This window comes from Nocardia neocaledoniensis (assembly GCF_003182135.1).
Taxonomy (GTDB): domain Bacteria; phylum Actinomycetota; class Actinomycetes; order Mycobacteriales; family Mycobacteriaceae; genus Nocardia; species Nocardia neocaledoniensis.
This window is the reverse complement of the sequence record NZ_QGTL01000015.1, coordinates 57,196-83,439: the sequence shown is the minus strand read 5'-3', so window position 1 is coordinate 83,439 and position 26,244 is coordinate 57,196. Positions and strand designations below refer to the sequence as shown.

20 protein-coding genes are annotated in these 26,244 nt (G+C 71.5%); 5 read left to right on the top strand and 15 right to left on the bottom strand.

The window, feature by feature from the left end:
* Positions 1–20: 20 nt before the first annotated feature.
* Positions 21–3,323 (top strand): serine/threonine-protein kinase, encoded by a 3,303-nt coding sequence (locus DFR69_RS29645; protein WP_110040968.1) that lies wholly within the window; start codon positions 21–23, stop codon positions 3,321–3,323.
* Positions 3,324–3,373: 50 nt separating this feature from the next.
* On the opposite strand, the gene DFR69_RS29640 is transcribed toward DFR69_RS29645, so the two are convergent.
* The 3 genes from DFR69_RS29640 to DFR69_RS29630 all read right to left on the bottom strand — a co-directional run bounded on the left by DFR69_RS29640 (position 3,374) and on the right by DFR69_RS29630 (position 11,477).
* Complete coding sequence (locus tag DFR69_RS29640; RefSeq protein WP_110040967.1) at positions 3,374–8,839, bottom strand: ATP-binding protein; 5,466 nt, start codon at positions 8,837–8,839, stop codon at positions 3,374–3,376.
* Positions 8,840–9,010: 171 nt separating this feature from the next.
* Positions 9,011–10,111 carry a PQQ-dependent sugar dehydrogenase gene (locus tag DFR69_RS29635; protein WP_110040966.1) on the bottom strand — a complete coding sequence of 367 codons (1,101 nt, stop codon included), beginning with the start codon at positions 10,109–10,111 and terminating at the stop codon, positions 9,011–9,013.
* Between the two features lie 49 nt (positions 10,112–10,160).
* Positions 10,161–11,477, bottom strand: coding sequence for a serine hydrolase domain-containing protein (locus DFR69_RS29630; RefSeq protein WP_167456456.1), 1,317 nt, complete (start codon positions 11,475–11,477; stop codon positions 10,161–10,163).
* Between the two features lie 177 nt (positions 11,478–11,654).
* Between DFR69_RS29630 and DFR69_RS29625 the strand changes: the two genes are divergently transcribed.
* Positions 11,655–12,332 carry a cutinase family protein gene (locus tag DFR69_RS29625; protein WP_110040964.1) on the top strand — a complete coding sequence of 226 codons (678 nt, stop codon included), beginning with the start codon at positions 11,655–11,657 and terminating at the stop codon, positions 12,330–12,332.
* 7 nt (positions 12,333–12,339) lie between these two features.
* Here DFR69_RS29625 and DFR69_RS29620 read toward each other — a convergent pair whose 3' ends face one another.
* Complete coding sequence (locus DFR69_RS29620) at positions 12,340–13,518, bottom strand: cytochrome P450 (RefSeq protein WP_110040963.1); 1,179 nt, start codon at positions 13,516–13,518, stop codon at positions 12,340–12,342.
* 34 nt (positions 13,519–13,552) lie between these two features.
* On the opposite strand from DFR69_RS29620, the gene DFR69_RS29615 reads away from it, so the two are divergent.
* Positions 13,553–14,365, top strand: coding sequence for an SAM-dependent methyltransferase (locus DFR69_RS29615; RefSeq protein WP_167456455.1), 813 nt, complete (start codon positions 13,553–13,555; stop codon positions 14,363–14,365).
* Between the two features lie 78 nt (positions 14,366–14,443).
* Positions 14,444–17,323 carry a UPF0182 family protein gene (locus DFR69_RS29610; protein WP_110040962.1) on the top strand — a complete coding sequence of 960 codons (2,880 nt, stop codon included), beginning with the start codon at positions 14,444–14,446 and terminating at the stop codon, positions 17,321–17,323.
* Here DFR69_RS29610 and DFR69_RS29605 read toward each other — a convergent pair whose 3' ends face one another.
* The 4 genes from DFR69_RS29605 to DFR69_RS29590 all read right to left on the bottom strand — a co-directional run bounded on the left by DFR69_RS29605 (position 17,324) and on the right by DFR69_RS29590 (position 20,291).
* Positions 17,324–18,430 (bottom strand): glutamate--cysteine ligase 2, encoded by a 1,107-nt coding sequence (locus tag DFR69_RS29605; protein WP_244198526.1) that lies wholly within the window; start codon positions 18,428–18,430, stop codon positions 17,324–17,326.
* Positions 18,431–18,489: 59 nt separating this feature from the next.
* Complete coding sequence (locus DFR69_RS29600) at positions 18,490–18,867, bottom strand: DUF5313 family protein (protein ID WP_110040961.1); 378 nt, start codon at positions 18,865–18,867, stop codon at positions 18,490–18,492.
* On the bottom strand, positions 18,864–19,325 hold the full coding sequence (locus DFR69_RS29595) for a MarR family winged helix-turn-helix transcriptional regulator (protein ID WP_110040960.1): 462 nt from the start codon (positions 19,323–19,325) through the stop codon (positions 18,864–18,866). Before DFR69_RS29595 ends, DFR69_RS29600 begins: the two co-directional genes overlap by 4 nt.
* A gap of 90 nt (positions 19,326–19,415) precedes the next feature.
* On the bottom strand, positions 19,416–20,291 hold the full coding sequence (locus tag DFR69_RS29590; protein WP_244198525.1) for a siderophore-interacting protein: 876 nt from the start codon (positions 20,289–20,291) through the stop codon (positions 19,416–19,418).
* A gap of 232 nt (positions 20,292–20,523) precedes the next feature.
* Between DFR69_RS29590 and DFR69_RS29585 the strand changes: the two genes are divergently transcribed.
* On the top strand, positions 20,524–21,816 hold the full coding sequence (locus tag DFR69_RS29585; protein WP_167456454.1) for a DUF1576 domain-containing protein: 1,293 nt from the start codon (positions 20,524–20,526) through the stop codon (positions 21,814–21,816).
* 1 nt (position 21,817) lies between these two features.
* On the opposite strand, the gene DFR69_RS29580 is transcribed toward DFR69_RS29585, so the two are convergent.
* From DFR69_RS29580 to DFR69_RS29550, 7 genes are all read right to left on the bottom strand, one after another.
* Positions 21,818–22,084: an urease accessory UreD/UreH family protein gene (locus DFR69_RS29580; protein ID WP_110040957.1), complete on the bottom strand. Its 267-nt coding sequence runs from the start codon at positions 22,082–22,084 to the stop codon at positions 21,818–21,820.
* An 88-nt stretch (positions 22,085–22,172) separates the two neighbouring features.
* Positions 22,173–22,565, bottom strand: coding sequence for an urease accessory UreD/UreH family protein (locus DFR69_RS29575; RefSeq protein WP_110040956.1), 393 nt, complete (start codon positions 22,563–22,565; stop codon positions 22,173–22,175).
* The gene (gene ureG, locus DFR69_RS29570; protein WP_110040955.1) at positions 22,537–23,274 is read right to left on the bottom strand and encodes an urease accessory protein UreG; all 738 of its coding nucleotides are present in this window, start codon (positions 23,272–23,274) and stop codon (positions 22,537–22,539) included. Before ureG ends, DFR69_RS29575 begins: the two co-directional genes overlap by 29 nt.
* Entirely contained in the window at positions 23,267–23,923 is a 657-nt protein-coding gene (locus DFR69_RS29565; protein WP_244198524.1) for an urease accessory protein UreF, read from the bottom strand. The genes ureG and DFR69_RS29565 overlap by 8 nt, the downstream gene beginning before the upstream one ends.
* The gene (locus tag DFR69_RS29560; RefSeq protein ID WP_110040954.1) at positions 23,920–25,629 is read right to left on the bottom strand and encodes an urease subunit alpha; all 1,710 of its coding nucleotides are present in this window, start codon (positions 25,627–25,629) and stop codon (positions 23,920–23,922) included. The genes DFR69_RS29565 and DFR69_RS29560 overlap by 4 nt, the downstream gene beginning before the upstream one ends.
* Entirely contained in the window at positions 25,626–25,892 is a 267-nt protein-coding gene (ureB, locus tag DFR69_RS29555; RefSeq protein WP_110040953.1) for an urease subunit beta, read from the bottom strand. The genes DFR69_RS29560 and ureB overlap by 4 nt, the downstream gene beginning before the upstream one ends.
* A complete protein-coding gene (locus DFR69_RS29550; protein WP_110040952.1) occupies positions 25,889–26,191 on the bottom strand; it encodes an urease subunit gamma in 303 nt (100 codons plus the stop codon). The genes ureB and DFR69_RS29550 overlap by 4 nt, the downstream gene beginning before the upstream one ends.
* Positions 26,192–26,244 lie beyond the last annotated feature (53 nt).

Below are 26,244 nucleotides of genomic sequence, written 5' to 3'. Positions count from 1 at the left end.
GCACACCGAATCGAGCCGCCATGGCCGACATTCCGCCCACACAGCGCAGCTCCACCTCGGCGATCGTGGCGGAGCTGGCCGCCGAGGGTTTCGAGGACGCCGAGGAGATCGGGCGCGGCGGATTCGGCGTGGTGTACCGGTGTGCGCAACCCGATCTCGATCGGATCGTGGCCGTCAAGGTCCTCACCGCCGACCTCGATCCCGACGCACTGCAACGGTTCGTCCGCGAGCAGCAGGCGATGGGCAGGCTCTCCGGGCATCCGAACATCGTCGCCGTCTTCCACGCGGGCACCACGCACGGCGGGCACCCGTACCTGGTGATGCCGTACCACGCCCGCGGGTCCCTCGAGCAGCGGATCCACACCGCGGGCCCGCTGGACTGGTCGGCGACCCTGCGCCTGGGGGTGAAGATGGCGGGCGCGCTCGAGACCGCGCACCGCACCGGCATCCTGCACCGCGACGTGAAGCCGTCGAACATCCTGCTCAGCGACTACAACGAGCCCGAACTCACCGACTTCGGCATCGCCAGGATCCAGGGCGGGTTCCACACCACCACCGGCATCGTCACCGGTTCGCCGGCCTTCGCCGCACCCGAGGTGCTGCGCGGCGCACCGGCGACCGCCGCCGCCGATCTCTACGGCCTCGGCGCCACCCTGTTCTGCGCGCTGACCGGGCACGTCGCCTACGAGCGCCGAGTCGGCGAGCAGGTGCTGTCACAGTTCCTGCGGGTCTCCGCGCAGCCGGCGCCCGATCTCACCGAGGCCGACATCCCCGACGAGGTGCGCGCGATCATCGAACACACGATGGCCGCCGATCCCGCCGAGCGGCCGGCCAGCGCCGCCGAACTCGGCGCGGAACTCGTTGCGGCCCAGCGCAGTACCGGCGCGCCCGTCGACGTGCTGCGTGTGCCGACCACCCAGCGCTCGGGCGTCCTCGCCGCGCCGGTCCCCCGCCCGCACGAACGGACCACCGCGCCACCGACTCCCGCCACCAAGTACCGGCCGCCGACACCGGCCAGAGCCACCCTCGCCAGGAAACGGCTGCTCGAACAGCTGCGCACCAACGAACACGTCCGGCTCACCGCCATCCACGCCCCCAGCGGATTCGGCAAGACCACCCTGGCCGCCCAATGGCACGACGAACTGGTCGCCCACGGCGCCGCGGTGGCGTGGCTGACGGTCGACGAGGACGACGACAACGCGGCCTGGTTCCTCACCCACCTCGTCGAAGCCGTGCGCTCCGCGGTTCCCGACCTCGCCGAGCACCTCGCCGCGCTGCTGGACGCCGATCCGGGCGATCCGGCCCGCGCCGTCCTCACCGCCTTGGTCGACGGTCTGCACACCAGCGACCGGCGGGTGACGCTGATCCTCGACGACTGGCAGCGCGTCACCGGCTCGGCCTCGGTCGCCGCGGTCCGGTTCCTGCTCGAGCACGGCTGTCACCATCTGCCGCTGGTCCTCACGAGCACCACCCGCCTCGACCTCCCCGTGAGCCGGTTGCGCATCCACGGCGAACTCACCGAGATCGACGCCGCCACCCTGCGTTTCGACACCGACGAAGTCCGCGCCTTCCTCGCCGAGGCCGGGGGCGTGCACATGACCCCCGGCGAGATCACCGAACTCGCCAGGGCCACCGACGGCTGGATCGCCGCGCTGCAGCTGACCGTGCTCGCCCTGCGCGCCGGCGAGGACCCGGCGCACCTGCTCGACAGCCTCGCCGCGCACCCCGACATCGGCGCGTTCCTGGCCGAGAACGTGCTCGGGGCACTGGATCCCGACACCCTCGACTTCCTGATGACCACCTCCCTCTGCGAACGGATCTGCGGTGGGCTGGCGACCGCGCTCACCGGCCGCGCCGACGCGGCGGAACTGCTCGCCGACCTCGCCGACCGCGGTCTGTTCCTGCTGCCGTCGGGTCCGGACTGGTACCGCTATCACCAGCTGTTCGCCGGATACCTGTGCCGCAGGCTGGCCAAGGACCGGCCCGGCGAGATCGCCGGCCTCCGGCTGCGCGCGGCCGAGTGGTTCGCGCGCCACCATCTGCTCAACGACGCGGTCGAGCACGCGCTGGCCGCCGAGGACCCCGAGCGCGCGGCCGATTTCGTCGAGGACGGTGCGCGATACCTGCTCGAGCGGTCGAGAGTGGTGGTGCTGCAAGGCATTCTGGCCAAGCTGCCCGTGTCTGCGTGCCGGACCAGACCCCGGTTGCACCTGTTCAGCGTGTGGATCGACCTGCTCATGCGCCGACGGGTGGCCACCGCGGCCTCGCTCGCCCGCTTCGAGGCTGCGATGGCGACCGCCGAGCTCACCGAGGCCGAACGCACCGAGCTGCGCACCGAGGCCGATGTCGCGATCAGCGTCCGGGAGATGTTCGCCGACCGGGTCGCCGATCTGGACGGGCTGATCGCCGACGCCCTCGCGCGGCCGGAGGCCTTCCCGCCGCGCATCCCCGGCGTGGCCGCCAATATCGCGACCTTCGCCGCGATCCAGCGTTTCGACTACGACGCGGCACGCCGATGGCAGCTCTGGGCCACGCCGTATCACGAAGCCACCGGCCCGTTCCTCGCCGTCTACGGGCGCTGCTTCGCCGGTTTGGCCGCGCGGGAGCAACTCGACATCAGCGGCGCGGACGAACTGTTCACCAGCGCTCTCGACCACGCCACCGAGACCATGGGCGCCACCGCGCACGCGACCCGGCTGGCTTGCGCACTGCTCGGCGAATTACGCTATGAGACAGGCGATCTCGACCAGGCGACCGAGCTGCTCGAACGCAGCAGGGAACTCTCCGCCGAGGGCGGCGGCGGGGTCGACTTCATGCTGGCGACCTACGCGGTGGGGGCCAGGGCACGCACGCTGCGCGGCGACCGCGACGGCGCACGCGACCTGCTCGACGAGGGCAGCACCCACGCCGAACGACTCGAGCTCCCCCGGCTGGCCGCCCGCATGCACAACGAGCGGGTCCGCCTGGGCTTCGCCCTCGACCCCGGCGTGATCGCCGCGTTGCTGCGCGAACGCGAGATCCGGCGCGACGATGCCATCGGCACGCTCGTGGACGAGATCGACGAGGACTCCGCCGTCCGCCTGCTCATGGCCGAACCCGGCGCCGACGCGCACCGGCGCGCCGTCGAGCGGGCCGAGGCACTGCTCGCCGGCATCGACGCCGAACGCCGTCCGATGGCCGCGCTGCGGACGGGTTTCCTGCTCGGCAGCGCCCTGCGCCGCGCGGGCCGCGCGGCCGATGCCCAGCGCGTGCTCGCCCCGTTGACGCGCCGCTGCGCCCGGCTCGGGCTGGTGCGGCTGCCGCTGGACGCCGCCGCCCGATAGACACGCGCGCGGCCACCCCGGATTCCCGGAGTGGCCGCGCGCGCCGATTCCTAGCGGGCCAGGTGGGCCTCGATGGCCGCGATGATCCGCGGCCGCAGCTCGGCGACGCTCACGATGGCGTCGACCGAGCCGACCTCGACGGCGCGCTGGATGTTGTGCACGCGGTCGAATTCCGCGGCCACGTCGCCCAGCTTCTCCGCCCGCACCGAGGACCGGACCTCGTCCAGTTCCGCGGTGAGGGTGGCGCGATCGGTGCCGAACGCGTTGGCGGCCTGGGTCTCCAGGTCGCGCACGCGCTGGTCGGCGGCGGTCCTGGCGTTGACCTCACCGGCGAACACCACCGCGGCGGCGGGGGCGCCGCCGAGCACGGAGGCGAACGAGCCCTCCAGCGCCAGCACCGTCATGTTCGGGTTGAGCGCCTTGGAGAACACCACGAACGCGCCGCCGTGGTAGCGCGAGATCACGCAGAACACGATCGGGCCGTCGAAGTTGACGATGGCGCGGCCGATCTCGGCACCGTACTCGAGCTGCAGCTTGCGCATCGACTCCGGCGAGCCGTCGAAGCCGGACAGGTTGGCCAGCACCACCAGCGGACGGTTGCCGCTGGCCGCGTTGATCGCCCTGGCCGCCTTCTTCGACGAGCGCGGGAACAGCGTGCCCGCGGTGTAGGTGTCGGGACCGTCGGTCGAGGGGAAACCGCGACGCGCCACATTGCGCGACTCGATACCCAACAGGCACACCGGGATACCGCCGAGGTGCGCGTCGTGCACCACCGCGGTCTCGGCGTCGGCCATCCCGGCCCAGCGCTCCAGCACCGCGTGGTCCTGGTCGGCCAGCGCCTTCATCACGGTCCGGATGTCGAAGGGCTTCTTGCGATCCGGGTTCGCGCTCGCCGAGAAGATCTCGCCGACCGTGGCGAAGCTGCTGTCGGCCAGCACGTGCGGGAACGACGAGATGTCGCGGTCGACGGGGTCGACGGTGCTGGTCCGGCGCGGCGCCTGCTCGCCGGGGACGACATAGGTGTGCTCGTAGTGCGCCATGAGCACGTCGCGCGCGGCGGGCAGGTTCGGCGCCCAGTACTGGGCCTGACCGTTGGGGCCCATCACACGGTCGTAGCCGCCGATGCCGAAGTTGTCCTCGGCCGAGACGCCGCCGGAGAAGTCCAGCGACTGCTTGCCGGTGAGCACCATGGCCGACTCCGGCGTCATCACCAGCACGCCCTTGGTGTGCATCAGCATGGTGGCCTCGGCGTTCCAGTACGGCTGCGCGCCAACGTTGATGCCCGCGACCACGATGTTGATCTCGCCGCCGTCCTGGGTGAATTCGACGATCCGCTTGAGCGCGGCCGCGACCCAGTCCATGTTCTCGGTGCCCGACTCCATCGAGATGCGCGCGCCCGAGGACAGCGCGTACCACTCGAGCGGAACCCGCAGGCGGTCGGCCAGATCGAGCGCGGCGATCACGCGACGGCACTCGGGCTCCGACAGCGCGCCCAGCGACTTGGTCGGGTCGCCGAGCAGCAGCACGCGGGTGACGCCCTCGGGGTGACGCGGGGTCGGCGTGGTGACCACACCGGCGACGATCGCCGCGGTGTTGCGGCCCTTCGGCCGGTCCACCGGCACCAGGGTGTGCTCGGCGTCGAGGTCGTACTCGGTGAAATCGCCGAGCAGGCCGGTCAGTTCGTACGGGTAGACGGTGTTGCGCGCCGCGGCCCGCAGCACCTTCTGACGGTACTCGTCGACGGGCTCGACCGGCTCGTCGGTCGGCTCGCCGACCGTCACCGTGGAGCCGCCCGTGGCGTCGAAGCCGATCCGCACGGCGACCTTGGTGAGCTCGCCGGTCTTCGGATCGCGCTGGCGGGCGATCAGCAGGATCTCCTCGAGGCCCGCGCCCGCGGCGGTCGGCAGCACGTGGCCGCCGATCGTCTGGAGCTCCTCGCGGGTGACCTCCATCGGCGGCCAGATGTACATGACGATGCGGTTGGTGTTGAGCCGCTTGGCCGAGGGCCTGCCCGCCTGCGCGCGGCGGATCGAGTCGACGCAGGTGGCGATGGTGCTCTCCGCGGTGGGCAGAGCCAGCAGCCTGCCGTCCTGCTCACGCAGCGCCGCCAGGTCGCGGACCTGGGCGAAGGCGATGAGGCGGTCGTCGGAGGGGTTGCCCTTGGCGACGCACCGGAACAGGTAGACCTCCTCGTCGTCCGAGGACGGCAGGCGGGTCAGGTCGAACTTGCGCAGCCGCTCCATCTGCATCCGCTGCGCGATGTAGGGGTGCAGGCCGCGGATCAGGCGCTCCTCGGCCATGCCGGTGGCGGTGGGCCGGAAGGTGAAGTGGTGGTGCATGACCGCGCCGCCGCTGCCCGCGACGGTGGCGGTGATCCGGTGCACCTGCTGGGGCAGCTGCTGCGCGCCGAGGATCTCCTGCAGCGCGGCGGCCATCGCGTCGGTGTCCTCGGGCTGGGCCTCCCAGCTGACGTAGATGTCGGCGTCGATGGAGGCCCGGCCGCCGGCGAGGGTGCCGAGGCCGCTCAGGGTGGTGGCCAGCTCGTCGAAGCTCACGGCGGCGGAGACCAGGCTGGCGCCGTCGCGCTCGGCGACGACGAAGGTGCTGGGCCCGATCTTCTCGGTGTGCACCCCGGTGAGGCCCTTGTTGCCGTAGTAGCGGCGGGTCAGCACCTCGAGCATGACCGTGTGGTCCGGCTTGTTCCGTTCCAGGCGCTGGCCGAGCAGGCGCACCAGCGGTTCGGTGCTGCGCACCATGTCGGCGATGCGCTCGGCGCGATCGGCGGCGTCGGGATGCGCGTCCAGGTGGGTCAGGTGCCTGCGGACGTTGGTGTATACCCGGGCGCGGTTGCGGCGCAGCAGCGGCTGGCCGTACCAGCCGTAGACCAGGCCGCGGCACAGGTCCGCGATCACCGGGAAGCGCACCTGGGTGGCCACGACGAGCCGTTCCAGCGTCAGGCCGACCGGCTCGCGCAGCACCTGGTCCGGCATCGGTTCGCGCAGCCATTCGCGCAGCAGCGTGGTGACGACCTCGACGGTGTCCGACGGGCGCTGCTGGGCGAGGAAGATGCGGAACACCGCGGCTTCCAGGTCGGGGGTGCGATCCAGTTCGGTGACGCCGTAGTGGCCCAGCGCCGTGGCCAGCTTGGCGCGGTAGGACTCCGACACACCGGCCCGCTCGACATCGAGGCTCTGCAGGTAGGTGTGGAAGTACTCGCGGTCGCTGTGCACATGGCTCTGGCCGTGCTCGTCCTCGGCCGCGCGGTTGTGGCTGAGCGCGGCGAGATCGGCGAAGACCTGGACGAGCTCGAGCTCCTCGGCCAGCGGGCGGTGGTTGGCCGCGACGGAATCGCGCCGGGCGGCGAGGTAGTCGTCGAGGACGCGGCGCTCGTCGTGCGGGTCCACGTCGAAGCCGAGCAGCAGACTGCGCAGATCCTGCAGACCGCGGGCGAGCCGCTCGTGCGCCTGGCGCGGGGTCGGCTCGCCGGGCAGGTCGAGCTCGACGGTGCCCACGGCTTCGGCCTCGGTGGCCTCGTCGTCGTCGGCCAGCGGCTCCAGGCGCAGCAGTGCCGCACCGGTCTCGACCTGGGTGCCGACCGATACCGCGCACTCCTTGAGACGCGCGCGGAACGGCGCGCGCAGCACCGTCTCCATCTTCATGCTCTCGAGCACGAGCACCGCGGCGCCCGCCTCGACCTCGGCGCCGACCTCGACGGGCGTGCCGACCACCAGCGCGGGCGCGGGCGAGCGGACGACGCCACCCTCGTCGCGGCTGATGCGGTGGGTGACCCCGTCGACGTCGACCAGGTGGGTCGGGCCGTGCGTGCCGGTGATCAGCCGGTAGCGGGTGCCGTTGACGACGATCTGACCGGTGTGCAGGTCGAACCGCTCGAGATCCACGTCGGCGGTGACCAGCTCGGCGCCGGACTCGATGCCGACGCGGAAGCGGTGCGCGCCGATGCGGGCGACGCGGACGCGGTAGCTCGCGCCCCGCAGCTTCAGATCGAGCGGGCGGCCGCTCTCGTGCTGCACCTGCGGACGGCCGCCGGACGCGGTGGACAGCAGGCGGTGCTGTTCGGCCCGCTCGTCCTCCTCGTAGGCGTCGATGGCCGCGGCGGCGAGCGCGATGGCCGAGTGCCGGTGCGAGACCAGGCGGCCCTCGCCGCGCACGCGGTCGATCCAGCCGGTGTCGGCGCTGGCGTCGATCACCTCGGGCTGGTCGAGCAGGTCGAGCACGAAGCTCTTGTTGGTGGCGCCGCCCTCGATGACGACGCGGGTCTGCGCCATCGCGCGGCGCAGCCTGCCCAGCGCCTCGTCGCGGTCGCGGCCGTAGGCGATGATCTTGGCGATCATGGAATCGAAGTCGGCGGGGATGGTGTCGCCCTCGCTGACGCCGGTGTCGACGCGGATGCCGGGGCCCGCGGGCAGGTCGAGGCGCACGATGCGGCCGGGTGCCGGCGCGAAGTCGCGGTCGGGGTCCTCGGCGTTGAGCCTGGCCTCGATGGCGTGGCCGCGCTCGACCGGCGCCTCGCCGGTGAGCTTGTTGCCCGAGGCCACCGACAGCTGCGCCTGCACCAGGTCGAAACCGGTGGTGAGCTCGGTGATCGGGTGCTCGACCTGCAGGCGGGTGTTGACCTCGAGGAACGCGAACAGCTGCTCGCCCGGGTGGTACAGGAATTCGACGGTGGCGGCGCCGCAGTAGCCGACGGCGATCGCGAGACGCTCGGCGGAGGCCTTCAGTTCGGTGGCCTGCTCGGCGCTGAGCACCGGCGAGGCCGATTCCTCGATGACCTTCTGGTTGCGCCGCTGCACCGAGCAGTCGCGCACACCCAGCGCCCACGCGGTGCCCTGGCCGTCGGCGATGACCTGCACCTCGACGTGGCGGGCTCCGGTGACCAGGCGCTCGAGGAACACCACGCCGCTGCCGAAGGCGCGGGCGGCTTCCTGGCGGGTGCGCTCGTAGGCGTCGACGAGTTCGGCCTCGCTGGCGACCTTGCGGATGCCGCGGCCGCCGCCGCCCGCGGTCGCCTTGAGCATCAGCGGGTAGCCGATCTCGGCCGCGGCCGCGATGGCGTCCTCGACGGTGTCGACGCCGCCGCGGCTCCACGGCGCGACCGGAACGCCGACCTCTTCGGCGAGCAGCTTCGCGCCGATCTTGTCGCCGAGTTTGCGCATGGCCTCGGCGCTGGGGCCGATGAAGGTGACGCCGATGTGCTCGCACAGCTCGGCGAAGGCCGGGTCCTCGGCCACGAAGCCCCAGCCGACCCAGGCCGCGTCGGCCTTGGTGGCCACGAGCGCCTGCTCGAGCACCTTGAGGTCGAGGTACGGGCGCGCGGCGGCTGGGCCGAGGTCGTAGGAGATGTCGGCGGCGCGCACGAAGGTGGCGTTGCGGTCGACGTCGGTGTACAGGGCGACCGTTTCGATCGGTAGCCCGGTCGCCGCTGCCAGATCACGGACGGCGTGGATGAGCCGCATGGCGGCCTCACCCCGGTTGACGATGGCGATGCGGCTGAACACTCGCCGACTCCTTCCATTCCAAGGTCTTGCCCCCGGGCGGGTGCGATTGTCGAATTCGGTCCTGCGCAGTCTGCACTTATCTCACGTATAAGTGAACAGCGTTCGGGGGTTACCCGCACGTATCGATCAGATCACCCGGTAGACGGGGCATCCAGGACAGCACGGCGCGATTCAGCGGGCCGGGAAACGGAGGATCCGGTCGTCGCCGGGGTGGGGGTCGCCGCGGCCGTCGGTGTTGGAGGTGGTGAGCCAGAGGGCGCCGTCGGGCGCCACCTCGACCGTGCGGAGGCGGCCGTAGGTGTCGCCGAAGACGTCGCGGGGGTCGGTGAGGGCGGTGCCGGAGATCGTTGCCGTCCACAGCCGCGCACCGCGCAGTGCGGCCACGTAGAGGGTGTCCCCGGCGATGGCGATGCCCGAGGGCGAGGCCTCCGCGGTCGACCAGGTGAGCAGCGGGTCGGTGAATCCGCGGTCCGCGCCGCCCGTGCCCTCGACGGCGGGCCAGCCGTAGTTGCGGCCCGGTTCGACGAGGTTGATCTCGTCGAGGCGGTTCTGCCCGAACTCGGCGGCGAACAGTCTGCCGCTGCGGTCCCAGGCCAGGCCCTGCACATTGCGGTGACCGCTGCTGTAGACCGGGGAGCCCGGTGTCGGGTTGTCCGGCGCCGGAGCGCCGTTCGGGGTGAGCCGCAGGATCTTGCCGTTGGGACTGGCGGGGTCCTGGGCGAGTTCGCGCTCCCCCGCGTCGCCGGTGGCCACGTAAAGCATGCCGTCGGGTCCGAAGGCGATGCGGCCGCCATTGTGATTGCCCGCCTTCGCGATTCCCGCGAACACGACCTCCGGCGTCTCCCCCGGCCGGAACCGGACGACGCGATTGTCCTGCGCGGCCGTGAAATACGCGTAGACGGCTCGCGATTCGGCGTAGTCCGGCGCGACCGCGAGACCGAGCAAGCCGCCTTCGCCCCGTGCCGCGACGCCGGGTATCTCGGCGAACGGCTCCGGCGCCCGCCCCGGTGTCACCCGCAGCACGCGGCCGGAATCGCGCTCGGTCACCAGCGCCGCGCCGTCGGGCAGGAACGCCAGCCCCCACGGCACGTCGAGGCCGGTGGCCACCTCTTCCGGCTGATTCAGATCGGGCACACCACCGCGCGCACTGGGCACGGTGGTGGACGCGATGCCCGCCGTCGGCGTGGGCGATTCCGGATCGACCCCGCCGCAGCCGACGACCAGCACCGCCAGCGCGGCCGCTACCGCGAGGCGCTCGGACGAACGGGCCATGGGTATGCGCGTGCTCTCACTCCGTCATCGCCGGGCAGACCGCCCCAGCCTACCGAGGGGTCGTCGCCGTCGCCCCGAAAGCGGCCGCCACCTGCGCGCCGAGGTCTCCGAACGGCCCCGCGGTGTCCGTGGCGTAGACCCCGGCGCCGAGCAGGATGTCCAGCACGTTCTGCGCGTCGAGCAGTGCCGCGCGCTCTTCGGGCGTCGCTCCCGGCCGGTGCACGGGGTCGGGCGCGATGTTCGGATCGTCGAGTGGCTCGGGCTGCTCGCGGACCGCCGCGACGACACGGTGGAACAGCAGGCGGTTGTCCGGGTTGCTCGTCCCCGTGAGGAATCCGGTGATGTTGTCCGGGTCGATGGTGGCGGGCACCCCGAGCCGCACGATGACCATGTCCCGGCTGGGAATCACCACCAGGAACTGCCCGAGCGCCCCGGAGAAGGCGTAGGCATCGTAGGGCAGGCCGGGGAAGAGCCGGTGCGGATACTCCACCGGCATCGGCACGTTCACCCCGCGATAGGTCTCTCCCGCGTTGAGCCACCACAGGAATCCGTAGCCGCCGTTGGCCGGCGTGGGCGTCACCGCCTGCCGCAGGAACTCCGGATCGATCAGGCGCTGCCCGCCCCAGCTGCCCCCGCGCACCAGCATCTGCCCGATCCTGGCGAGATCGGCGGGGCGCATGGCCAGGCCGCCGGCCACCGAGGTCGTTCCGGCCCTGTCCCGCAACCACACCCAGTCGCCACGCTCGATGCCGAGCGGCGACATCACCTGTTCGTCCACGAAACGCTGGTAGTCGATGCCGGTGGTGATCTCGATGATCTTCGGCAGCAGGCTCAACACGGCTTGCGCGTACTGGAAGGTCGTGCCGGGCGCGAAACGGACCGGGCTCGACAGCGTCCGCTCGATGGCGTCGGTGGCGATCACCGCGATGTCGGCGGGCCAGCTGAAGTGCAGGCCCGTGGTCTGATTCAGCACCTGGCGCACGGTGATCGCGGCGTGCTCGGCATCGGCGGTGGGGAAGAACTCGCCGAGCGGATCGTCGAGGCCGAAGTAGCCCAGCGTCACCGCGCGCCCGACCGCGACCGCGGTGACCCCTTTGCTCGCGCTGAACAGCGGCATCGGCGCGTCGCCCGGCACGCCGTGGTCGGCGACCAGGCAGCCGTGCCGGTAGATCTGGATCGCGTGCGCCTTCGCCTGGACGCCGAACCGCATCGCCTCGTCCACGGCCGCCTGGTCCATCCCCACCTGCTCGGCGGTGGCCCGCGCAGGCGCCGCGCCGGGCGCGGGCTCGGCGCAGCGGAAATCCGGTGTGGCCGAAGCCGTCGGCGACACCGTGGCGGACAGCGCCACACCCAGAGCGAAGATCACGGGAGCACCCCGGCCGAGGATCATGGCCGCAGTATGCCGCACGCGCCACGGCTCGGCGCCGGATCCGGTAGCCCGGCACAGAGTTCGGCGAACTCCGCGGTGACCTGCCTCGAGGACCCGGCCGGCGCGCGAATCGGGCGACTACCGTCCGCGTCGACTCATCGAGCGGAGGAAGCCATGCACACATCACCTCATCGAATCACCCTGTGCGCCGCGGTGTCGGGCGCGCTGCTCGCCGGCACGCTGGCCGGTACGGTCGGCACCGGCGTCGCCACCGCGGCGGGCTGCGCCGACCTGCGGGTCGTGGCCGCGCGCGGCACCAACGAGCCCGGCGGCCTGTGGAGCAGGTTCCACCTCGGCACCGTGGTGGGCAACCCGGTGTACGCGGCGATCGACGAGGCCGTCGACGGCTCCACCGACGCTCACCGCGTCGACTATCCGGCCGACCTGAACCAGCCCGCGTCGGTGCAGGCGGGCAACCGCGATCTGGTCGAGCACGTGGTCGCACGGGCCGCCGCCTGCCCCGACCAGCGCTTCGTGCTGGTCGGGTACTCGCAGGGCGCCAATGTGGTGGCCAACTCGCTCGGGGTGAGCAGCGAGGGGGCCAAGGTCGGCGGGCCGATCGTGGCCACCCTGCCCGCCGAGCTCGCGCCCCGGATCGTCGCGGTCCTGTTGTTCGGCAACCCGATTCGCGAACTCGGCAGGGAGATCACCGGGACCTACGCCGACCGGACCTATGACGTCTGCAACGACAACGATCCGGTCTGCGACCCGGACGGCACCGACTGGAACGTGCACCTGCGGTACACCCGCCACGCCGGCACCGCCGCCGAATTCGTCCGTGCCCGAGTGTGATCCGCGCTCAGCGCAGCGTCACGGTGGTGGGCAGGGAGGCGAAGCCGCGGTTGTTGGAGGAGTGGATCCGCACCAGGTTGTCGGTGTCGATCTCGTAGTCGGCGACCGCGGCGACGATCTCCTGCATGGCCACCCGCAGTTCCAGCTGGGCCAGGTTCATGCCGAGGCAGTGGTGGCGGCCGGCCCCGAAGGACAGCGCGGCGCTGGTGTCGCGGTCGAGATCGAACACGTCCGGGTTCGCGAAGACCGTCTCGTCCCGATGCGCCGATCCGGTGAGCAGCAGGATCCTGGCGTCGGCGGGGATCTCCACCCCGTGCAGTTCCACCGGCGTCGTGGTCGTGCGTAGCTGCGCCTGGGTCGCCGGGTCGTAGCGCATCGACTCGGCGATCCAGTCGTCGATCCGGCCGTCGAAGGCGGCGCGCCGCTGGTCGGGGTGCAGCGCGGCGGCGTGCCAGGCATTGCCGAGAGTCAGCATGACGGTCTCGATCCCGGCGCCGACCAGTAGGATCAGCACGCCCACGATCTCCTCGGGGGTGAGCCGGTCGTCGCCCTCCGCGGCGTCGAGCAGGCCGGAGAGCAGATCGTCGGCGCGGTCGCGGCTGCGCGCGATGGTCAGCTCGGTGTAATAGCCCACCAGCGCGCCGATCGCCTGCATCGCCTCCGGGCGCAGATCGGTGGACTCCGCGTCGGTGTACATGATCTCCATGCCCAGCTTGCGCAGCAGCTCGCGATCCTGCTCCGGCACCCCGACCAGTTCGGAGATCACGTCGGTCGGGAACGGGCCGGCGAAGTCGGCGATCAGGTCGAAGCTGCCGCGCGCGAGCAGCGGTTGCAGTGTGCGCCGGGCGATCTCGCGCAGCCGCGGTTCCAGGCTCTGCACCCGCCGCTGGGTGAACGCCCGGACGACGAGCCCGCGCATCCTGGTGTGCTTGGGCGGGTCCATCGCCACGAAGGAGAAGAACTTCTCGGCCTGCGGTCCCCAGAAGGCCGGTTCCATCCGCAATCCGTTGGCACTGGAGAACCGGTCGGAATCACGCAGCGCGGCGTGGACGTCGGCGTGGCGCGACAACGCCCAGAAGTCGTCGGTGGTGTTGCGGTAGACAGGGGCCTCGCTGCGCAACCTGGCATAGTACGGGTACGGATCGGCGTGGACAGCGAAGTCATAAGGGCTGAACTGCAGGGGCATGGCACGACCGTAGCCGAGAGAAAGGACATGCGCCGTGGACTTCGAATCCGCTGCCGACCGGGTGGATGTCAGCAAACCGCACCCGGCCCGCCGATACGACTACTGGCTGGGTGGCAGCGCCAATTTCGAAGCGGACCGCGCGTCCGCCGACGCGGTCGCCGAGGCGTTCCCGTCCATCCATTTCGCCGTGCTGGAGAACCGGAGTTTCCTGCGCCGCGCGGTGCCCTATCTGGTGGAGACCGCCGGGATCCGCCAATTCCTCGACATCGGCACCGGACTGCCCACGGCGGGCAATGTGCACGAACTCGCGCAGGACGTCGCCCCGGACTCGCGGGTCGTCTACGTCGACAACGACCCGATCGTGCTCTACCACGCCCGCGAGCTGCTACAGAGCACACCCGAAGGCGCCACCGCCTACATCGACGCCGATCTGCGCGAGCCCGCCTCGATCCTCGCCCACCCGGCGCTGACCGGCACCCTCGACCTCGACCGGCCGGTGGCCCTGATGCTCTGCGCGGTACTGCATTTCCTCACCGACGCGATGCATCCCTACGACGTGGTGCGCGAACTCTGCGCGGCCCTGCCCTCGGGCAGCTACCTCACCATGACCCACGCCACCGACGACCATCTCTCCGTCGAGGACAAGGCGGCCAGCGTCGAGGCGAACGAACGCAGCGGTGTCCCGTTCCAGCTCCGCTCGACCGCCGAGTTCACCCGCTTCTTCGACGGCTTGGAGCTGGTCTGTCCCGGCATCGTCTCGGTGATCGAATGGCGCCCGACCGAATGGCGCCCACACCCCCGCAAGGAAGCGGTCTCGATGCTGGGAGCGGTCGCCCGTATCCCGTGACGGGGCACCGTCGCCGCGTAGAATCGGGGGCGATGATCTTCGCCGGCCCGGGAACCGGCGGGGTCTCGGGAGTGGCAGATGAGCGCACCGGACGCCTCCACATCGGGACAGCTGCCTCGGCGACTGCGCCTGTGGGTCACCGCTGGCGTGGTCTTCTTCGTCGCCCTGCTGGTACTGCCCCGCGTGAACCACGCCTATATCGACTGGTTGTGGTTCGGTGAGGTCGGCTATCGGCGCGTCTGGTCGACCGTGCTGCTCACCGAGGTGGTGCTGTTCGGCGCGGTCGCGGTGGTCGCGGGCGGTGTCGTGTTCCTCGCGATGTGGCTGGCCTACCGCGCGCGGCCGATCTTCCTGCCCGTCGCGCGTGCCGAGGATCCCGTCGCCGAGGTCAGGGCGGTGGTGCTGCGGTGGCCGCTGCGGCTCGGGGCCGGGGTCGCCGCCGGGATCGGGCTGCTGTGCGGGCTCGTCGGCCAGTCGCGCTGGGAGACGGTGCAGCTGTTCCTGCGCGGCGGGTCGTTCGGCCGGACCGACCCGCAGTTCGGTCACGACATCGGGTTCTACGTCTTCGACCTGCCGTTCTACCGGTGGCTGCTGAGCTGGGGCTTCGCCCTCGTCGTACTGGCCTTCCTGGTCTGCCTGGCCACCCACTATCTGTTCGGCGGCGTGCGGGTCGGGGGCGGCTCGCTCGGTCTCAGCGTGGCGGCCCGGGTCCAGCTGGCGATCCTGCTCGGGCTGTTCCTGGTACTCAAGGTGGCGGCGTACTGGCTCGACCGGTACCAGTTGCTGTCGAGCAGGCGCCGCGAGCCGACGTTCGCCGGCGCCGGGTACACCGACATCAACGCCGTGCTGCCCGCCCGCCTGGTGCTGTTCGCGATCGCGTTGGTCTGCGCCGCCGCGGTCTTGTCCGCCGTCGTACTGCGCGACCTGCGGATTCCGGCGATGGCGGGCGCGCTGTTGCTGCTGTCCTCGATCGTGGTGGGCGGGGTCTGGCCCCTGGCGGTCGAACAGTTCTCGGTGCGCCCCAACGCCGCCGACCGGGAGAGCCGCTACATCGAACGCAATATCGCGGCCACCCGGCAGGCCTACGGGCTCGGCGCCGATCGGGTGGAGTACGAGCCGTATCCGGGCGTCGGGTCGAAACAACCGCCGCAAGTTCCCGCCGACGCGACCACGATCGCCGACATCCGCCTGCTCGATCCGGCCGTGCTCTCACGCACCTTCACCCAGCAGCAGCAACTCAAGAACTTCTACAGCTTCCCCGATCACCTCGACCTGGACCGCTACCGGGTCGACGGCCGCCTGCGCGACTACGTGGTCGCCGCCAGGGAGCTGACCCCGGCGGCGTTGAGCGGCAACCAATCCCACTGGGTGAACCGCCACACCGTCTACACCCACGGCGACGGCTTCGTCGCCGCCCCGGCCAACCGTGTCAACGCCGCGGTGCGCGACGCCACCGCCGACAGTTCGGCAGGCAACAGCGGCTATCCCATCTACGCCGTCAGCGACATCGCCTCCCAGCACGCCGGGCACCAGGTGATCCCGGTCGACCAACCACGCATCTATTTCGGCGAGGTGATCGCCAGGACCGATCCCGACTACGCGATCGTCGGCGGCGGCACCGAGCCACGCGAATACGACACCGACGCCACCAAGTACACCTACTCCGGCGCCGGCGGCGTCCCGATCGGCAACTGGCTCAACCGTTTCGCCTTCGCCACCGCCTACACCGAGCGCAACATCCTCTTCGCCAGCGCGATCGGGCCCGAGTCGAAGATCATCTTCCACCGCGACCCGCGCGAACGGGTGGAACTGGTCGCGCCGTGGCTCACCGTCGACCGCAATCCGTATCCGGCGGTGGTCGACGGCCGCATCGTCTGGATCGTGGACGCCTACACGACGATCGACGGGTACCCCTACGCCGCACGCAGTGCGCTGGGCGCACCCGGCGTCGAGGGCGAGGAGATCTCCTACGCGCGCAATTCGGTCAAGGCCACCGTCGACGCCTACGACGGGACGGTCACGCTGTACCAGGTCGACGGGCAGGACCCGGTGCTGGCGGCGTGGATGCGGGTGTTCCCCGGCACGGTCGAACCCGAGTCGGCGATCAGCCCCGATCTGCGCGCGCACTTCCGGTACCCGGAGGACCTGTTCGTCGTCCAGCGCGACCTGCTCGCCCGCTATCACGTCGACGATCCGCGAGAGTTCTTCACCAACAACGCCTTCTGGTCGGTGCCCAGCGACCCGACGGTGGAGGCGAACCCGCAGCAGCCGCCGTACTACGTGTTGCTCGGCGACGCCGAGAACGCCGAGCCCTCCTTCCGGCTCACCAGCGCCATGGTCGGGTTCCGCCGGGAGTTCCTCTCCGCCTACATCTCCGTGCGCTCGGACCCCGACGGCTACGGCAGGTTCCATGTTCTGCAGCTGCCCACCGACACCCTCACCCAGGGACCGCAGCAGATCCAGAACTCGATGATCTCCGACACCCGGGTCGCCTCCGAGCGCACCCTGCTCGAGCGGTCGAACCAGATCCAGTACGGCAACCTGATCACATTGCCGATCGCCGACGGCGGGGTGCTCTATGTCGAACCGCTGTTCACCGAACGGATTTCGACCACGCCCAACGGGTCGACGTTCCCGCAGCTCGCGCGCGTACTGGTCAGCTACCGGGAGCCGGGGACCGGCGGGGTCAGGGTCGGCTACGCCCCCACCCTGACCGAAGCGCTCGACCAGGTCTTCGGCCCCGAGACCGGCGACATGGCGACCGCGCCCGGCGGTGGTCCCGGCGCGCCGCCCCCGCCGGGCCGTCCGCTGCCCGCTCCGGGTGAGCAGCCGGGGACCGCGGTTCCCCCGCTCGTCGACGACGCCGCGATCGCGCGCCTGCAGGCTGAGCTCGAGGCCGCGCGGGCGGCGCTGGAGCGGCTCCGACAGCAGCTCGACGTGCTGCGCCCGCCGCGCTGATCAACACCCTTCGAGCGTCGCGCGCGCGAGTTCGCCGACCACGTCGGTGACCTCGCGGCGCGTGCGCATGGCCCGCAGCTGGCGCCGAGCGCCGTTGCCGCGTTCGCGCAGGGCGGCGAGCTCGTCGGCGACGAATTCCCGGTCGCCGCAGGCGCGCAACGCGGGGTCGATCCGGTCGAGCAGTTCGCGCAGCAGTTCGCAGTGCGGGACGACGCTGCCGCGCACCGGGTGCAGCAGGTGGCCGTCGAGCCCGCTGTGCGCGGCGTTCCAGTACGCGGCGCGCAACACCTCCCCCGAGACCGTCGGCGCGGGCTCGCCCGGCTCGATCGCGTGCAGCGCCATCGCGACCGTGCCCCGGATCAGCGCGGCCAGCAGAGCCGATTCCGCCGCGGTGGCCGGGATGTCGCTCACCCGGATCTCCACGGTCGGAAACGATTCCGAGGGGCGGATGTCCCAATAGACCATCTTCTTGTCGAGGATGCTGCCGCTGGCGTGCATCATCGCCACCGTGGACTCGTACTCGGCGAGGGAGCCGAAGTACGGTGGCGGGCCCGCGCTCGGCCAGCGCCGCCACAGAATGCTGCGCCAGCTCGCGTAGCCGGTCTCCGAGCCACGGTAGATCGCCGAATTCGCGGTCAGCGCCAGCAGCACCGGCAGCCAGGGCCGCACGTGATTGCTGACCTGCACCGCGGTCTCGCGATCGGGCACCGCCACGTGGACATGGCAGCCGCACAGGCCCTGCTCGTGCGCGAGCATCCCGAAGGTGTGCGCGATCCGCTGGTAGCGGGGCGTGTCGGTCACCGGGTAGCCGTCGGGTACGGTCGGTGGGACCGCCACCGCCAGCAGCCGGGCGTCGTGCTCGGCGGCGCAGTCGGCGACCCGGCGCCGGGTCGTGCGCAGTTCGGTCAGCAGGTCCGCGATCCGGGTGTGCACGCCGGTGCTGGTCTCGACCTGGCAGCGCGTCAGTTCCAGCTGCAGGTCGATGCCGAGGTCACGGGCCGCCGCGGCGACCTGGGTGTTCTGCGGCGTGGGCGCGCCGGTCTCCGGGTCGGTGAGCAGGAACTCCTCTTCGACACCCACGGTCGGGACCCGCACGAGGTCACCCACAGCCACCTCCTCCACAGCTCGGACGCTACCCCCGTTCGGGTCGTGCCGACAGACCCCGTTCAGTCGCGGTGGTGGCGGGCCTCGTAGGCGATGCGCTCGGCCTCGGCGCGGCGCTGTTCGGCCGCGTCGGCCAGTTCGGGGTCGAGGCCGTGGCTGACCAGCCGGTGCCGCCGGTAGACGTAGGTGAGCGCGACGGTGAAGTAGACCAGCGGCAGGTACAGCAGCGCCATCATCGACAGCCCGATCCACAGCGGGCCCGGCACCAGCAGGAACAGGCACAACACCGGCACGACGGGCACGAGGAACCGCAGCAGGTAGCGGCGGGTGGCGCCGGGGCCGGTCAGGTCGGCCAGCACCCAGTCGGTCATCGACGGGGGCAGCGTGCCACCGGTGACGTAGCGCACGCGCTGCCAGAGGTTCGGGGTCGTGGCGTTCACAGGTGTTCCCTTTCCGTGGCCTGCCGCGCGGCCGCGTTCACCCGGCCGAGGACATCACGTAGTTCTTCCAGATCCGCCAGGCTCACACCGAGCCGGGCGACGACGGCGGGCGGGATCTGTTCGGCCTGCTCGCGCAGCGCCCGGCCCGCGTCGGTGAGGTCGATGAGCAGGGTGCGCTCGTCGTTCGGGTCGCGGCGGCGGGTGATGAGGCCGGCCGATTCGAGGCGCTTGAGCAGCGGCGAGAGGGTCGCCGAGTCGAGCTGGATCGCCTCGGCGACCGCCTTCACCGACATCGGCGCCTCGCCCCACAGGGCGAGCATCACCAGGTACTGCGGATGGGTGAGCCCCAGCGGTTCGAGCAGCGGCCGGTAGACCGCGAGCACCGAGCGGTTGGCCACCGCCAGCGCGAAGCACACCTGCCGATCCAGCCGCAGGGGATCGTCGAGTCGCTGTTCCACGAGTCCGCACCTTTCTTCGTCTCCACAGCATTATGCCACTAACAGTTAGTGCGTTAACTGTTAGTGGCATCACCGCGGACGAAGAGGGCCTCAGTCCTCGTCGACCAGCGGTTCTCCCGCGGCGGCGCGGCGCACCTTCTCGCGGCCGTTGTCCTCCTCGGTGCGCCCCTGGCGCCAGTAGCCGGTGAAGGTGATCGCCCGCTTGTCCACGCCACGCTCCCGGACGAGTTCACGCCGCACGAGCTTCACCAGATTCGCCTCACCGGAGATCCAGGCGTACGGCGCGCCGCCGGGAAGCGTTGCGGCACAGACCGCGTCGACCACGGCCGCGCCGTGCGGGCGCGCACCGCGGTGCACCCAGTCGATGCGCACGTCACCGCGGGTCTCGAACCGCTGTTCGTCGTCGGGGCCGGCCACCTCGATGTACGCGCGCAGCACGGCTCCGGTCGCCAGTCGTTCCACGATGGCCCCGATCGCGGGGATCGCCGTCTCGTCGCCGACGAGCAGCTGCCAGTCCGGGTCGGGCGGCGGGCAGTAGAGCGCGTGCGGCGGGCAGAGCACCCCGATCTCGTCGCCCGGCGCCGCCGCCGACGCCCAGTCCGAGGCCGGACCGGCGTGATCGGGATGCAGCGCGAAATCGATGTCGAGCTCACCGAGCTCCGGCCGCTGGGCCCGGACGGTATAGGTGCGCATCGGCGGCCGGACCTCGTCGGGCATGGCCAGATAGCGCTGATACCAGCTCATCACGCCGCCCTCGACCTCGATCGGCGGCGGCACCACGGGGCGCGTCTGGCCGGGCAGCGGGAAGAACACCTTCGTGTACTGATCCGGACCGGTATCGGCGAGCGCGGCGGCATCGGCACAGTCGAACGTGACCCGGACCATGCGCGGCGTCAGCCGCACCACCCGGCGCACCCGCATCGTCGCGTAGGCCATGGTCGGGCGTTGCACAGCAGCGGAAGTCATTAGGTAAGCCTAACCTAGATGTTGCCCCGCGGCCATGACGAGAAGGCGACGGAGCCACCGCCGGCTCACGCGTTCCGGCGTGCCGCTGGGCGTTCCGGGCGTCGCCACGGCGCACACTGGACCGATCGGTGCGGTTCGAACCGCGCACGGGTCACCCGTGATTCGCGACGAGGGAGCCGCCGACGACCTGCGGAAACAGCCGAGGCCGAGGCCGGATGAGGAGGTGGCGACGGTGGACACCCTCGCCCGTCAGCGCGACCAGCACACCTTGTTCGTCGTCATCGTCGGCATGTCGCTGACGTTCGTGGTCTTCGGATTCCTCGCCGATCCACCGGGCGCGGTGCTGCGCGGCATCGGCGACATCGTCTTCGCGCGCGATCTGATGATCACCGATTTCGTGGGCGTCGGCGGCCTCGGCGGCGCCTTCGTGCACGCGGGCGTGGTGACGTTGGTGGCCTGCGCGGTCTACCGGATCACCGGCGCCCCGGTGGACGGCGCGGCGGTGGCGTGCCTGCTGCTGGTGCTCGGGACCGCGCTGTACGGCAAGACCCTGCTGAACATCTGGCCGATCGTGGCCGGGGTGGCCCTGTACGCGTGGGTGCGCGGCGACCGACTGGCCGACCACGTCTCCACGGCCTTCTTCGCCACGGCGCTGTCGCCGATCTTCTCGGTGCTGGCCTTCGGTACGGCGCTGCCCGCCTGGGCCGGTCTCCCCCTCGCGGTGGGCACGTCCGTGCTGATCGGCTTCGTCGTGCCGCCGGTCGCGCGCAGGCTCTTCGACGCGCATGCCGGATTCACGCTGTACAACATGGGTTTCGTCGCCGGTGTCGTCGGCGCGGTCGTGGTCTCGGTCTACCGGGCGTTCGGGCTGGCGCCGCAGCCGGAGATGGTGTGGACCTCCGGCAACGACACCCCGTTGCTGATCCTGCTCGGCCTCATCCTGCTGGGCCTGCTCGCCGCGGCGTTCGCGCGGGACCGCGCGCCGTGGCGGCACTACGGCGCGCTGCTGCGCCGCGACGGCCGGGCGCCGTCGGACTTCCTCGACAGCGACGGCGCGGCCGCGGTGTTGCTGAACATGGCGGTGATCGGCGCGCTGGCGACCGGTTACGTGCTGGTCATCGGCGCGCACCTGAACGGTCCCGTGGTCGCCGGGATCCTCAGCGTGATCGGCTTCGGCGCCTGCGGCAAGCACGCGCTCAACATCGTCCCGATCGTCGTCGGTGTCGCGCTGGCCGGCCTGCTCAAGCCCTTCGAACTCACCGACCCCGGCCTGATCTGGGCCGCGCTGTACGGCACCTGCCTGGCGCCGATCGCGGGCCGGTTCGGGCCGCACTGGGGTGTGATCGCCGGCTTCTTCCACGCCTCGACCGCGCAGGTGACCGGCGCCGTGGTGGCGGGGCTCAATCTGTACGGCAACGGGTTCGCGGCCGGCTTCGTCGCCGCGGTGGTGGCGCCGGTCGCGGCGTTTCTGTCCCATCCGCGCCGCGACACCGCGACCGAGGACGAGCCGGTGCCCGCGGCCTGAATCAGAGCCGCCAGGCCCGCCACAGCGCCGCCAGCTCCGGTTCCACCACGTGCGCGGCGTCGCCGATCACCCGGCCGAGCGCACCGGGACCGGCCAGGTACGTCGCCGTCGGGACGGGCAGTTCCGCCGGCCGCTGCCCGAGAACGGCCACCGTACCGAGCACGCGGTGCCCGCCCAGGATGCCGGGAAGCTCGGGCACGGACAGCTCCAGCTCCTCCACCAGCAACGGCCGCCCGGCACAGGTGACCCGCTGACGCGCCCGCAGCACCCACCCGGCTCGCCGCTGCGGCCGAGCACCACAAGCTCGGAGATCGCCGCCCGCCCACCCTCGGCCAGCTCGATCCGCATCTCCCGCGTCAGATCCGCACCGGCCGCGACCACCAGCGGCGCGGCCTGCCACTCAGCACCCCGCCCTCGGCCACCACCGCACGCGCACACCAGCGCGCCGCACCGCCCCGCGCGTTGTAGGCGACGGTCCCGGAGGGTTCGACGAGCTCCAGCCGGACGCCCGCCCCGACTTCGAGCTCGAGCTCGACCCGGTCGCCCGCCACGAGCATCGCGCACCGGCCGACCAGCGCGATCCGAACCTGCCGTCCCCGCCGTTCCAGCACCCGCGGCACCAGGTAGTCGCCCGCGTCGAGCGCGGCGACGACGACCCCGGACCCGCTCGGCCGCACCGCGATCCGCGTCGCCCGCCCGCCCGGCCGACCGGCGGACGCCTCAGTGCGGGTGAACGTGCTCGTGGTCATGGTGATGGTGGTGCTCGTCGTGGTCCGCGTGCACGTGGGGCGCCATGGGGCCGGGGTCGGCGGGCACGTGCGCGCCCATGCGGTGGTCGGCCAGCACGCCGAGCACCCAGTCGACGAGCACGTCGACGCTGTCCTGGTCGCGTTGGCTCAGCGCGAGCACCGGCAACCCGCCGCGCACGGCCGACGCGTCCCGCACCATCTGCGCGGGATCGACCCCGACGTGCGGTCCGAGGTCGGTCTTGTTGACCACGAGCAGGTCCGCGCGCTCGATCCCCGGACCGCCCTTGCGCGCCACGTCTCCCCCACCGGCGACGTCGATGCAGAAGACCTGCGCGTCGACCAGGGCCGGGCTGAAGGTCGCGGTGAGGTTGTCACCGCCGCTCTCGACCAGGACCAGATCCAGTGGCGCGAACTGCCTTTCGAGATCCTCGACGGCGAGCAGGTTCGGCGTGACGTCGTCGCGGATCGCGGTGTGCGGGCACGCGCCGGTTTCCACCGCGACGATCCGCTCCACCGGAAGCACCCCCGCGGCACGCAGCAGGCGCGCGTCCTCGTCGGTGTAGATGTCGTTGGTCACGACCCCCATCCGCAGCTCGTCCGCCAGGCGCCGGCACAGGGTCGCGATGAGCGTGCTCTTGCCGGTGCCCACCGGTCCGGCCACGCCCAACCGCAACGCGCGCCGAGCCACCCCGTCGATCGTCTCAGGCATAGAAGATCCTCCTCTGTCGGTTCGCGTGTTCCAGGGACCACTGCTCGATCAGCGGCGCGGTGTACGCGGGCAGGTCGGCCGGATCGGTGACGGCCAGGTCGAGCCCGGCGAGCCGATCGACCGTCTCGGCGAGATCGAGCACGGGCTCGACCGGATCGACGGGGAGCAGCTTCGGCGCGGCGCAGGCGGCGGTCTGCAGGTCGTCGTAGAGCACGGTGCGCGCGGTCTGGCAGGCGTCGAGCCCGGCGACCGCGGCGACGACGCCGAAGGCCACCGGACGACACGGTGCCCGCAGCTCCGTCAGCGCGCGGATCGCCGGGTCCTCGGGCCACAGCCGACCGGCCAGCCGGGCCGTCCCGCGCCCCAGCTGCGCCGAGGCGGCTCGCAGCGCGGCGCTGGAGGTCCGTGCCGCGTAGGCGATCTCGATCTCGTCGAGGGTGACCGCACTCGACCCGGCCGCGACGCGGCGCGCGAGCACGGCCGTCGCCGCCTCGACCCGGCCGACCGTGTGCAGGCGCGCTTCCAGATAGCGCGGAATCAGCTCCGGCGCCAGGCCGGCCCGCAGCGCGGGCTCCAGCCCGGCCGAGTGCGCGTGCCCACCGGTGGGCAGCCGCCCGTCCGCCAGCAGCAAGCCGACCAGGCCCGTCAAAACAGCAGATACCGTTGGGCGAGAGGCAGTTCGACCGCGGGCTGCGGGCGCACCGGCTCGCCGTCGATCGCGACCACGAACGTCTCCGGGTCGACCTCGATGCGGGGCAGCGCGCTGTTGTTCGGCAGGTCCTTCTTGCCGACATCGCGGGTGGGGCGCATCGCGGCGAGCCTGCGGGTCAGGCCGAGGCGCTGCGCCAGCCCGTCCGCGAGGGCGACCGGCGCCACCCAGGTCGTGGACAGATGGGCCGCAGCAGCACGGTGACCGGCCAGCCCGGGCCGCATCAGCACCGGCTCGGGCGTGGTGATCGAGCCGTTCGGGTCGCCCAGCGGCGCGGCGACCACCGCGCCCGCCTTGATGACCGCCTCGGGCCTGATCCCGAAGAATGCCGGTTTCCACAGCACGAGATCGGCGATCTTGCCCGGCTCCACCGAGCCGACCTCGTGATCGACCCCGTGGGCGACCGCCGGGCAGATCGTGTACTTCGCGACACAGCGGCGGGCGCGCTCGTTGTCGGCGGGCAGTGCCGAATCACCGCGCCCGAACCGGGTTTTCATCACATGCGCGGTCTGCCAGGTGCGGCAGATCATCTCCCCGATGCGGCCCATCGCCTGCCCGTCGGTGGACATGATCGAAATCGCGCCGAGATCGTGCAGGATGTCCTCGGCGGCCATGGTGGTCGCGCGGATGCGCGACTCGGCGAAGGCCAGATCCTCGGGCACCTTCGGATTGAGCGCGTGACACACGATGAGCATGTCCAGGTGCTCGTCGACGGTGTTCACCGTGTGCGGCATCGTCGGATTCGTCGACGCGGGAAGCACATTCGGTTCCCCGGCGAGCACCATGATGTCGGGGGCGTGACCGCCGCCGGCACCCTCGGAGTGGAAGGCGTGGATGCCGCGACCCGCGATGGCCTCGATCGTCTCCCGCACGTAGCCGGTCTCGTTGAGGCTGTCGCTGTGCAGCGCGACCTGCAGACCGAACTCGTCGGCCGCACGCAGCGCCGCGTCGATCACCGGCGGCGCGGCGCCCCAGTCCTCGTGGATCTTGTAGCCGCCCGCCCCGGCCAGCGCGTCCTCGCGCAGCGCTCGCGCGCTGGTGGTGCTGCCCTTGCCGAACAGCAGGACGTTGACCGGCAATTCGTCGAGCGCGCGGTGGATCATCGCCAGCGACCAGGCGCCGGGGGTCACCGAGGTGGCCTTCGTGCCCTTCGTCGGTCCGGCGCCGCCGCCGATCAGCGTGGTCGTGCCGGTCGCGACGGCCTCGAGCACCTCGGTCTCGGAGATGAAGTGCACGTGGGTGTCCACCGCGCCCGCGGTGAGGATGCGCCCTTCGCCCGCGATGACATCGGTGCCGGGGCCGATCTCCATGCCGGGCTCGATGCCGTCCATGATCTCGCTGTTGCCCGCCCGGCCGACGGCGACGACGCGTCCGTCCCGGATGCCCACATCGGCCTTCACGATGCCCCAGTGGTCGAGCACGACGACATTGGTGATCACCACGTCGAGCGCGCCCTGCTCACGGCTGACCCGCCCCTGGCCCATCGCGTCGCGAATCGTCTTGCCGCCGCCGAAGACCACCGCGTCGTGCCGGTCGGTGCGGTCGTGTTCCACCTCGATCCAGAGATCGGTGTCGCCGAGCCGGATCTGGTCGCCGGTGGTGGGTCCGAACAGCTGCGCGGCGTCGGCGCGCGAGAGGGCCGTCATCGCCGCCCGCCGAATCTCGCGCAGGCCACGGTGCGGCTCACGCCCGGCTCGAACCGGATCGAGGTGCCCGCCGGGATGTCGAGGTGACATCCCTCGGTGGCGGCGCGGTCGAATTCCAGCGCCGCGTTCGCCTCGGGCAGGTGCAGATGCGAGCCGACCTGGATCGGCCGGTCACCGGTGTTCACCATGACGACGCTGACGTGCGCGCCGCGGTCACCACCGGGCAGCGGCTCGTCGCTGAGGCGGTACTCGCCGGGGATCATCGGATCGGCTCGGCGATCGTGACGAGCTTGCGTCCGTCCGGGAAGGTCGCTTCCACCTGGACGTCGCCGAGCATCTCCGGAATGCCCTCCATGACGTCCTCGCGGCTGAGGACGTGCCGTCCGGCGCTCATCACCTCGGCCACCGACATGCCGTCCCTGGCCCGTTCGATCGCCCAGCACGACAGCAGGGCCACCGCCTCGGGATGATTGAGTTTCACGCCGCGCTGCCTGCGGTCGCGCGCGACCATCCCGGCCACACTGAGCAGCAGCTTCTCCGTATCAGAGGGAGTCAGTCGCATATCGAGCTGTTCCGATCTCTGGGCGAAACATCGAGATTCACACAACACACGAA

What these genes read in the sequence shown, in the direction of transcription:
- DFR69_RS29645 (WP_110040968.1), top strand. Translation starts at nt 21, where the DNA reads ATGGCCGACATTCCGCCCACACAGCGCAGCTCCACCTCGGCGATCGTG.
- DFR69_RS29635 (WP_110040966.1), bottom strand. Translation starts at nt 10,111, where the DNA reads ATGGCCCGTTCGTCCGAGCGCCTCGCGGTAGCGGCCGCGCTGGCGGTG.
- DFR69_RS29625 (WP_110040964.1), top strand. Translation starts at nt 11,655, where the DNA reads ATGCACACATCACCTCATCGAATCACCCTGTGCGCCGCGGTGTCGGGC.
- DFR69_RS29620 (WP_110040963.1), bottom strand. Translation starts at nt 13,518, where the DNA reads ATGCCCCTGCAGTTCAGCCCTTATGACTTCGCTGTCCACGCCGATCCG.
- DFR69_RS29610 (WP_110040962.1), top strand. Translation starts at nt 14,444, where the DNA reads ATGAGCGCACCGGACGCCTCCACATCGGGACAGCTGCCTCGGCGACTG.
- DFR69_RS29590 (WP_244198525.1), bottom strand. Translation starts at nt 20,291, where the DNA reads ATGACTTCCGCTGCTGTGCAACGCCCGACCATGGCCTACGCGACGATG.
- DFR69_RS29575 (WP_110040956.1), bottom strand. Translation starts at nt 22,565, where the DNA reads ATGACCACGAGCACGTTCACCCGCACTGAGGCGTCCGCCGGTCGGCCG.
- ureG (WP_110040955.1), bottom strand. Translation starts at nt 23,274, where the DNA reads ATGCCTGAGACGATCGACGGGGTGGCTCGGCGCGCGTTGCGGTTGGGC.
- DFR69_RS29560 (WP_110040954.1), bottom strand. Translation starts at nt 25,629, where the DNA reads ATGACGGCCCTCTCGCGCGCCGACGCCGCGCAGCTGTTCGGACCCACC.
- ureB (WP_110040953.1), bottom strand. Translation starts at nt 25,892, where the DNA reads ATGATCCCCGGCGAGTACCGCCTCAGCGACGAGCCGCTGCCCGGTGGT.
- DFR69_RS29550 (WP_110040952.1), bottom strand. Translation starts at nt 26,191, where the DNA reads ATGCGACTGACTCCCTCTGATACGGAGAAGCTGCTGCTCAGTGTGGCC.